This window comes from Mycobacterium sp. NGS18, assembly GCF_059813185.1.
The window spans coordinates 599,276-608,892 of the sequence record NZ_JCALEC010000002.1 but is presented as its reverse complement, the minus strand read 5'-3'; the positions used below and the strand labels follow the sequence as shown (position 1 = coordinate 608,892).

Genomic DNA, 9,617 nt, shown 5'->3' with positions numbered 1-9,617 from the left:
CACCACACCCCCAACACGGGGCGCCAAGGATGTGGCAAAACAACAACAAACAAAAACCACCAAACACACTATTGAGTTCTCAAACAACACGCCCCACTCGGACGCGCAGTCAACCCGCGGCTAAAAGCCGCGCATTGGCAGTGCGGACAAGTGAAACGCCCCCGGAATCGCTTTGCGATCTCTGCGGTTCCCGCGGGCTTGTCGCGCTGACCGGGTCTGGCCTGGTCGCTGCGACGTGGACTAAGTTACGCGAGGTGAAACTGGGAGTCAAATCCGCTGCTAGAAGCGATATCTCGGCCACTTCAAGATCAACTTCCCGCGCGCAGAGCTCCCCGCAAAGCCCCCGCTAGACCCGCTGGACTCCGGCGACGTTGCGCTTGCCGCGGCGCAGCACCAGCCACCGGCCATGCAGGAAGTCGTCGGGCTGCGGCGTCCATTCCTCGGTGTCGACGCGGACGTTGTTCACCGAGACGCCTCCCTCGCCGATCGTGCGGCGGGCCGCGCCCCGACTCGCCGACAGTCCGGTGGCGACCAGCAGGTCCACGATCCCGTCGGCGGCACCGGGCTCCAGCTGGGCCACCGAGGTCTCCTGCAGGGCCGCGGTCAGGGTCGATTCGTCCAGCCGGGTCAGCTCGCCCCGGCCGAACAGCGCCTGGCTGGCCAGCTCGACGGCCTCGGTGGCCGCCGCACCGTGCACCAGGGTGGTGAACTCGCGGGCCAGCCGGCGCTGGGCGGCCCGCTCGTGCGGGCGCTCGGCCGTCGCCTGCTCCAGCTCCCCCAGCTCGTCGGCGGATAAGAAGGTGAACCAGCGCAGGTAGCGGATCACGTCGGCATCGGCGGTGTTGAAGAAATACTGGTACCAGGCATAGGGGCTGGTCATCTCCGGATCCAGCCACAGGCTGCCGCCCCCGGTGGACTTGCCGAATTTGGTGCCGTCGGCGGCGGTCACCAGCGGGACGGTCAGCGCGTGCACCGTCGCGCCCAGCTTCTGGCGCACCAGCCGGACGCCGGCGATGATGTTGCCCCACTGGTCGGAGCCGCCGATCTGCAGCGCGCAGCCGTGCCGCTGATGCAGCTGCACGTAGTCGTTGGCCTGCAACAGCATGTAGCTGAACTCGGTGTAGGAGATCCCTTCGGAATCCAGCCGGCGCCGGATGGTGTCGCGGTCCAGCATCACGTTGACCGAGAAGTGCTTGCCGACATCACGCAGGAACTCCAGCGCGGACAGCGAGGCGGTCCAGTCCAGGTTGTTGACCACGACCGCACCGGTGGGACTGTCGTCGAAATCGACGAACCGCTCCAACTGCCCGCGGATCCGCTCGGACCACTCGGCGACCGTGTCGGCGGTGCTGAGGGTGCGTTCGCCCGTTTCGCGCGGATCGCCGATCAGACCGGTGGCCCCGCCGGCCAGCACGATCGGCCGGTGCCCGGCGCGCTGGAAGCGGCGCAGCGCCAGCAACGGCACCAGGTTTCCGGCGTGCAGGCTGGGCGCGGTCGGGTCGAATCCGGCATAGACGGTGATCGGCCCGGCCGTCACTGCGGCGCTCAGCGCGTCCAGGTCGGTGGATTGGGCGATCAGCCCGCGCCAGCTCAGCTCGTCGAGAATCGTCGTCGGCATGGGTCGATTTTCCCGGATCAGTCGCTGGCGCCGGGCGCCGGTGCCCGCGGGCTGCGTCGGTAGGCCGATACTTCGGGGCGGCCGGGCACCCAAAACCGCCACGGCCGGTCTGCGGCCTGGCTGACTCCGACTCGGGGTCCGGCCTGGGCGGCCAGCTGCGCACCCAGCATCAGCCGCACCGGGCTGCGCGCGTCGAACAGGTCGATTCCGTTGTCCTCCATGGTGATTCCCAGAGCCGAGCAGAGGTTTCCCGGGCCGCGGGCCATGCCGGTGCTCGGCACCGCTTCACCGCGACGGGACCGCGCCACCGCGCATCCTTCTTCGACGACCGCGGCCCGCAGCAGCACCGCGGCGGCCGTCCCGTCCGGGCCGCAGGCCACGTTGGCGCAGACGTGCATGCCGTAGCTGCGGTAGGTGTACAGCCGGCCGGGCGGGCCGAACATCACCGTGTTGCGCCCAGTGGGCCCGCGATAGGAATGCGCCGCCGGATCCGGCCAGGGCCCGTCCGGCACACCGCCGTAGGCCTCCACCTCGACGATCGTCGCGCGCACCCCGCGGGCGTCGAGGGTGGCGCCGAGCAGCAGGCGGGCGGCCGCGAGCGGATCCACCGCAAGCCGGTCAGCACTCACGCCGGAGATTGTGCCGGATGCTTGACAACGCGCCGCAACCGGCAGAATATTCATCACATGATGATTTCATCGGGTGATGAATTATCCGGCTCGCTCACCGCCGCGGCCGTCGACATCGAGCACCTGCGGGTGGTCCGCGGCAAGCGGCCGGTGCTGCACGATGTGTCGTTGCGGCTCGCTCCCGGCGCGATCACCGGCCTGCTCGGGCCGTCGGGCTGCGGAAAAACCACCCTGATGCGCTGCATCGTCGGCACCCAGGTCATCACCGGCGGGCGCGTCGAGGTGCTGGGCAGCCCGGCCGGCTCGGCCCCGCTGCGGCACCGGGTCGGCTACATGCCCCAGGAGCCGACCATCTACGACGACCTGCGGGTGATCGACAACGTGCGGTACTTCGCGGCGTTGGCCGGGGTCGACACCCAAGCCGCTGACGAGGCGGTCGACTCGGTGGATCTGCGACGCCACCGCGGCGACTACTGCGCCAAGCTCTCCGGCGGTCAGCGCGCCCGGGTCTCGTTGGCCTGCGCGCTGGTGGGCCGGCCGGACCTGCTGGTGCTCGACGAGCCGACGATCGGCCTGGACCCGGTGCTGCGCGCGGAGCTCTGGCAGCAGTTCGCGGCGCTGGCCCGGCGGGGCACCACGCTGCTGGTATCCAGCCACGTGATGGACGAGGCCGACCATTGCGGCGATCTGCTGCTCATGCGCGAAGGCGCGCTGCTGGCGCGCACCTCACCGAGACGACTGCGAGAGGAGACCGGATGTACGTCGATGGAGGAAGCGTTCCTGTCCGTCATCCGGCGCACCACCGCGCCCCGAACCGGCTGACCGGCACGCTGCAGCTGCGGCCGTTCCTGGCGACCACGCAGCGGATCCTGCGCCAACTGGCCGGCGATCACCGCAGTGTCGCGATGGTGCTGCTGCTACCCAGCCTGGTGATCACGCTGATCTATTTCATGTTCGCCGAGGTTGCCCACCCGCCGGGCACGCCGTCGCCGTTCAACACCGCCTGCCTGATCCTGCTGGGACTGTTCCCGCTGTTCCTGATGTTCGTCATCACCGCGATCACCATGCAGCGCGAACGCGCGTCGGGAACATTGGAACGCATCTTGACCACACCGCTGCGCCGGCTCGACCTGCTGGCCGCCTACGGGACGGCGTTCTCGATCGCGGCGGCCGTCCAAGCCAGCCTGGCGTGCGTGGTCGCGTTCTGGTTGCTGGGCTTCGAGACCCTGGGCAGTCCGGCGTGGGTATTCGTCATCGCGATCGTCAACGCGGTGCTCGGCGTCGGGCTGGGTCTGCTGTGCAGTGCCTTCGCCCGCACCGAATTCCAAGCCGTGCAGTTCATTCCGCTGGTCATGGTGCCGCAGCTGCTGCTGGCCGGGATCATCGTGCCGCGGGCGGCGATGCCCGAGTGGCTGCAGTGGATCAGCAACGCGCTACCGGCCAGCTATGCCCTAGAGGCACTTCAGCAGGTGGGCACCCATCCGGAGCTGACCGGGGTCGCGGTGCGCGACATCGTCATCGTGCTGGCGTTCGCGGTCGCCGCGCTGTGTTTGGCGGCCGTGACGCTGCGACGGCGGACGGGGTAATGTCCGCCGAGATGAGCAACCGAAAGCCGGGGCGCCCCGCCGGCGCCTCCGGTACCCGGGACCGGATTCTGGCGTCGGCACGGGAGCTGTTCGCCCGCAATGGATTCACGCACACCTCGATCCGCTCGGTAGCCGCCGATGCGGGTGTCGACGCCGCGCTGGTGCACCACTACTTCGGCACCAAACAGCAGCTGTTCGCCGCCGCCACCGAGCTGCCCATCGATCCGATGGTCGTGCTGGGGCCGCTGCGGGAAACCCCCGTCGAGCAGCTCGGCCGCACCATGCCGGAGCTGCTGCTGCCACTGTGGGATTCACAGACCGGCACCGGACTGATCGCGGCGTTGCGCTCGATGCTGACCGGAACCGAAGTGCCGCTGGCCCGTTCGTTCTTCCGTGACATCGTGGTCGCAGAACTGGCCCACCGCATCGACGAACCGGCCGGGACCGGCGTGCTGCGCGCCGAATTCGCCGCGAGCCAACTGATGGGCATCGTGGTCGCCCGCTACATCATCGGTCTGGAACCGCTGGCCTCACTGTCCGCCGAGCAGATCGTGGCGATCATCGCCCCGACCCTGCAGCGTTATCTCACCGGGGATCTGCCGGCGGAGCCTGGGCGATGAGACGGGCATGCTCGTCGTCGTCGACCGTGGTCGCCTCGTCGGCCAACAGCACCGGGATGTCGTCCTCGATGCGGTAGGCGCGGCGCAGCCGCGGGTTATACAGCGCCCGGTCACCGGAGCCGCCGGAACGCTGCACCAGCAGCAGCGGACCGCGGTCGGCCGGGCAGACCAGGATGGCCAACAGGGCGGCGTCGATCACGGGTGACTCCCGGCCAGTTCGGCGCGCACCGCGGCGGTCAGCCGCTTGAACTGCTGGCCGGCGGTATCGAAGTACCAGGCGTTACGTCCGGCCTTGGGCAGCCCGGCCTCGCGCAGCGCACCCGGCGTCGGGCGGTAGACAGCGCTCAGCGGCAGGTCCGGCACGACGTGGATGATGTCGGGTCCGACCCCGACGGGGATCTCGGCCACCGCCTCACTGAGGTCCGCGGCGGTGATCGTCGCTCCCGGCCGTACCGTCACCGCCGACACGACGAGTTCCGCCGCGCCCGGCGAGCCGGGCGACACCCGGTAGGTCACCCCCAGATCGATGCCGTTGACGGTGCCCAGCGCGTCGGTGATCACCACCGGATAGGCCGTCCCGCGTGCGGTGTGGATACTCGAACCGCGCCCGCCCGCCAGCCAGTAATCGCCGTCGGCGTCCCGCCGGAACAGGTATTCGGTGGAGATCCAGGTGTCGGCCGGCGCGAACACCCCGCGCTTGACCGAGGCCGACGGGTCGATCGGGCCGCGCGGTTTGGCCAGCAGCACCCCGACTTCGTCGGTCTCGGCGACGCGCACGAAGCCGCGATCGTCTTCCAGGATCAGGTCGTGCTCGGGGTCGTAGGCGGCCAGCTCGACTTCCACCGCGCCGGGCAGCGGGCGACCCTTGCTGCCGACCTTGGCGCCGGAGACGTTGGCCAGCACCGCCTGCCCGTCGGTGGTGGCGAAGAACTCGACCACGTGGGCCGGCGCGAACGCCTCGGTGACCCGGTTCCACAGGCCGACCGGCATACCGGAGCCGATGAACAGCCGCACCGGGTGGTTGCCCTGCAGCACGAAGTTCGGGTCGTCGATGACTTCGCGCAGCATCGCCCAGGTGTAGGACACCACGCTGACCCCGTACTGGCGGACCTCGGCGACGAACCGGTCCGGGTTCAGGCCGCGTGACAGCGCGATGCGCGCCCCGCCCACCACCGCGCCGCCGAGACTGACCAGCAGCCCGGACTCGTGGTGCAGCGGGGTCAGGCAGTACAGCGTGTCGTTGGGGCCGAGCGCGGCCGTCGAGGCGGTGCCGAACGCCGAGAGCGCCCAGCGGTAGTTGGTGATCTGTTTGGCCACCAGCTCGCCGGCCACCGTGCCGATGGCGACGAACGCCAGATCGCGGGCGAATCCCGGGTTGGGCCGGTACCAGCCGGGCAGCTCGACGGCATCGGGATCGATCTGTTCCATGTCGATGACGCCTTCAGCGTCAGCGGGCAGATCCAGGTCGCGCGTCTCGCCGCCACCGAGTACCAGCAGTTGGCAATCCAATTCGCGGGCTGCCGCCAACGCCAGGTCGAGATTGCCCGGGTCGGTGATGATCTCGGAAGTGCCGCCCAGGCGTGCGGCCGCGGCCAGGTCCCCGTCCGGTGGCATCAGCACCGCGACCGCACCCAGTCGGGACAACGCCGCGATCGCGACCATGGCGCTGGGCCGGGTGTCCATCAGGACGCCGACGTGGACACCTTGGCGCACACCGACATCGATCAGCCCGCGAACGACGTTGTCGATACGTTTGTTGACCGCTTCATAGGTGTGCACCCGCCCGTCGAATAGCAGGAACTCGCCGTCCGGGGAGTCGTCCGCCTGCTCATCGATGATGCGGCCCAACGAGATTCGGGTGTGGTCATTGATCTGTCCGAGCCGGGCCAGCCGGGGCAGGGTGCGCGCGGTCTCGACCGCCATGGTGCGCATCGATTTCTGCGCCGCCACCACGGCGTCGGCGGCACCACGCGCCAGGGTGAGCGCGACACCGCCGGCCTCCCCCAGCCCGTGCGCTATCCGCGACGTCATCGCGACGCCGCCCTTGGTGTGCTCGGAGGTCTGGTCGGCCATCAGCGCCACGCCTGGGGGCTGCGGGCCCTGACCTTCTTGCCACAGCACCCAGTCGGCGACCGTCGGCCAGGTCAGTTCGGCGGCCTTGGATCCCACCACCAGACCGAAATGCCCAGCCCGCAACAGGTATTCGAAGACCTTCGCGTTGGGAGCGGCGCGGCGGATACCACGGACCGCGACCGGTTGGCCGATGTCGTCGACCTCGCCGACGAACGCCAGTACCGGGCAGGTGATGTCGGTCAGCGTCACCAGTTGCCCGTTGATCGCGAAGCCGCCGGTCATCATCCGGTTGTGCGCGATGAACTGCTTGAGCAGCTCCGAGATCGCCGGACCCGACCACGCGATCCAGCCCTCGGACTCCAGGAACCGCCGCTGCGCCTCGCGCGGCAGCAATGCCTCCCGGTCGTGCAGCTGGCGCAGAAAGTCCATCCGGGCCTTGGCGGTCTTGAGCGGGTCCATCATCTGGAAACCGATCCGCGCCTGCCAACCGGAGATGTCCAGCCGGTTGAAGACGTGGTCGGCCATGAAGGCCGCCACCCCCGAGGCGATATTCGGCGGCACACCCATCGGCAGCGCGGCCAGGGTGTCCACCGGGGAGCCGAACGCGATGATGCTGGCGATGCTCTTCGAATGCCGGTAGGCGCCGGCCTGGTAGGCGAACATGCCGCCCTGGGAGTAGCCGGCCAGGTGCACGTCACGTCCGGTCGTCTCGGCCATGGTGTCGATCGCCTGGCTCAGGCCGACGATGTGGTCGGCCAGATTGCGGCGCATGCCGCCCTCGACCTCGTCGGGCGAGCCGAAGTCGATCACCCACGGATCCACCCCGGCGGCGTGCAGAATGCCGACCGCTCCCTCCTCACGGGTGACGTCCCACATGTTCGCCGACATCATCATCGGGTGCACCAGCAGCACCGGCGGCCCGGGCCGCGGCTGGCCGGGCCGATTGTCAGGCGGAAAGTAGCGCCGCAGCTTGTACATCGGTGTGCTCTCGACGATCTGGAACGGCGAGGGCACGGTGCCGGTCTCCAGGCCGCCCCAGCGCAGCACCTCCAGGCCGTTTTGCGCGGTGGCCATCAGCCACTCGACCGGCCGGGTGATGGCCGACAGGTTCAGATCCACGCTGCTCCCCTACCTCGCGCCTGATCGTCAATGACGTGCACATTCTGGCACATCAGCGCGGTCGACCCGGCTCGTTCAGCCGCAGGCAGTAGCGTTCTGGCAGTGGCACACCTGCTCGGAGCCGAGGCCCTTCATCTGCAGTACCCCACCGGTGTGGTGCTCGACTCAGTCACCCTCGGGGTGAACGACGGCGCCCGCATCGGCATCGTGGGCCGCAACGGCGACGGCAAATCCTCTCTGCTGCGGCTGCTTGCCGGTGCCATGACGCCGGACTCCGGCCGGGTCACCCGCCGCACCGGCCTGCGGGTCGGTTTGCTGGACCAGGCCGACACCCTCGACCCCGACCGGACCCTCGGGGCGAGTTTGGTCGGCGACCAGGCCGACCACGAGTGGGCGTCCAGCCCGCGGATTCGTGATGTGGTCGACGGCCTGGTCTCCGACATCGCGTGGGACGCACCTGTCGCCGGGCTCTCCGGCGGGCAGCGCCGGCGGGTGCAACTGGCCGCGCTGCTGATCGGCGAATGGGACGTGATCGCCCTCGACGAGCCCACCAACCACCTCGATGTGGAAGGGATCACTTGGCTGGCGGGCCACCTGCAGCAGTGTTGGGCCCGCAACACCGGCGGCCTGCTGGTGGTCACCCACGACCGCTGGTTCCTCGACGAAGTGGCCACCACCACGTGGGAGGTGCACGACCGCATCGTCGAGCCCTTCCAGGGCGGCTACGCGGCCTACGTCCTGCAGCGGGTGGAGCGCGACCGGATGGCCGCGGCCAGCGAAGCCAAGCGGCAGAACGTGTTACGCAAGGAGCTGGCGTGGCTGCGCCGGGGTGCCCCGGCCCGTACCTCCAAGCCCAAGTTCCGCATCGAGGCGGCCAACGCGCTGATCGCCGATGTGCCCCCGCTGCGCGACACGGTCGAGCTGATGAAGCTGGCGACGGCGCGGCTGGGCAAGGACGTCATCGACCTGCTCGACGTCTCGGTCTCGTTCGACGGCCGGGAGGTGCTGCGCGACATCGAGTGGCGGATCGGTCCCGGTGAGCGCACCGGGATCGTCGGGGCCAACGGCGCCGGGAAGTCCACCCTGCTCGGGTTGATCGCCGGCACCGTGACGCCCGACACCGGCCGGGTCAAGCGCGGCAAGACGGTGCGATTGGGCATGCTCGATCAGCAATCCGGGGAGTTGGAGTCGCTCGCCGAGGACCGGGTGGCCGATGTGCTGGGCCGGCTGCGCAACGACTATCAGGTCGACGGCCGCGAGATGACACCGGCGCAGCTGCTGGAGCGGCTCGGGTTCGGCCGCGCACAGCTGTCGGCGCGGGTGGGTGAGCTCTCCGGCGGGCAGCGCCGCCGGCTGCAGTTGATGCTCACGCTGCTGGCCGAGCCGAATGTGCTGGTGCTCGACGAGCCGACCAACGACGTCGACACCGACATGCTGACCGCCACCGAGGACCTGCTGGACTCCTGGCCGGGCACGCTGATCGTGGTCTCCCACGACCGATACCTGCTCGAGCGGGTCACCGATCAGCAGTACGCGATCCTGGACGGCCGGCTGCGGCATCTGCCCGGCGGTGTCGACGAATATCTGCGGCTGGCCGCCTCGGCGCGGCGCGCACCGGTCTCGCCGTCCGCGCCCGCCGCCACTGATTCGGGGGCGCTGTCGGGAGCGGAATTGCGTGCCGCACAGAAGGATCTGACCGCCGTCGAGCGCCGGTTGGCGCGGCTGGCCGAACAGATCGAGGCCAAGCATCACGAGCTGGCCGCTTTCGACCAGTCCGATCACGTGGGCTTGGCCGAGCTCACCCGGCAGCTGCGGGCGTTGGAGGACGAGGTGGCCGAGCAAGAGGGCCGTTGGCTGGAGCTGTCGGAGATCATCGAATAGCACTGGCGTCACAGCGGTCCCGGCAGCACCGTGGGGAAAGCATGTGGGTGTTGCCGAATCGGATAGCGCCTGCGCTATCACGCGGCGCGCC

General features: G+C 69.4%; 8 protein-coding genes. 4 read left to right on the top strand and 4 right to left on the bottom strand.

Annotated features, from left to right (window positions below):
• Nucleotides 1-346: 346 nt before the first annotated feature.
• A complete protein-coding gene (gene tyrS, locus AC5Y31_RS06345) occupies nucleotides 347-1,618 on the bottom strand; it encodes a tyrosine--tRNA ligase (protein ID WP_499978936.1) in 1,272 nt (423 codons plus the stop codon).
• Nucleotides 1,619-1,635: 17 nt separating this feature from the next.
• On the bottom strand, nucleotides 1,636-2,247 hold the full coding sequence (locus AC5Y31_RS06340; protein ID WP_499978934.1) for a DNA-3-methyladenine glycosylase: 612 nt from the start codon (nucleotides 2,245-2,247) through the stop codon (nucleotides 1,636-1,638).
• A 57-nt stretch (nucleotides 2,248-2,304) separates the two neighbouring features.
• Here AC5Y31_RS06340 and AC5Y31_RS06335 point away from each other — a divergent pair, with 57 nt between their 5' ends.
• The 3 genes from AC5Y31_RS06335 to AC5Y31_RS06325 are packed head-to-tail and all read left to right on the top strand — an operon-like array spanning nucleotide 2,305 to nucleotide 4,453.
• Nucleotides 2,305-3,069 carry an ABC transporter ATP-binding protein gene (locus tag AC5Y31_RS06335; protein ID WP_499978930.1) on the top strand — a complete coding sequence of 255 codons (765 nt, stop codon included), beginning with the start codon at nucleotides 2,305-2,307 and terminating at the stop codon, nucleotides 3,067-3,069.
• Nucleotides 3,003-3,833: an ABC transporter permease gene (locus tag AC5Y31_RS06330; RefSeq protein WP_499978928.1), complete on the top strand. Its 831-nt coding sequence runs from the start codon at nucleotides 3,003-3,005 to the stop codon at nucleotides 3,831-3,833. Before AC5Y31_RS06335 ends, AC5Y31_RS06330 begins: the two co-directional genes overlap by 67 nt.
• Nucleotides 3,833-4,453, top strand: a complete 621-nt coding sequence (locus tag AC5Y31_RS06325) for a TetR/AcrR family transcriptional regulator (RefSeq protein WP_499978925.1) — start codon at nucleotides 3,833-3,835, stop codon at nucleotides 4,451-4,453. The genes AC5Y31_RS06330 and AC5Y31_RS06325 overlap by 1 nt, the downstream gene beginning before the upstream one ends.
• Here AC5Y31_RS06325 and AC5Y31_RS06320 read toward each other — a convergent pair.
• A complete protein-coding gene (locus AC5Y31_RS06320; protein ID WP_064855878.1) occupies nucleotides 4,419-4,652 on the bottom strand; it encodes a Trm112 family protein in 234 nt (77 codons plus the stop codon). The genes AC5Y31_RS06325 and AC5Y31_RS06320 overlap by 35 nt on opposite strands.
• On the bottom strand, nucleotides 4,649-7,645 hold the full coding sequence (locus AC5Y31_RS06315; protein WP_499978921.1) for an acyl-CoA synthetase: 2,997 nt from the start codon (nucleotides 7,643-7,645) through the stop codon (nucleotides 4,649-4,651). The genes AC5Y31_RS06320 and AC5Y31_RS06315 overlap by 4 nt, the downstream gene beginning before the upstream one ends.
• A gap of 102 nt (nucleotides 7,646-7,747) precedes the next feature.
• Here AC5Y31_RS06315 and AC5Y31_RS06310 point away from each other — a divergent pair, with 102 nt between their 5' ends.
• Entirely contained in the window at nucleotides 7,748-9,526 is a 1,779-nt protein-coding gene (locus AC5Y31_RS06310) for an ABC-F family ATP-binding cassette domain-containing protein (RefSeq protein WP_499978919.1), read from the top strand.
• The last annotated feature ends 91 nt before the right edge of the window (nucleotides 9,527-9,617 follow it).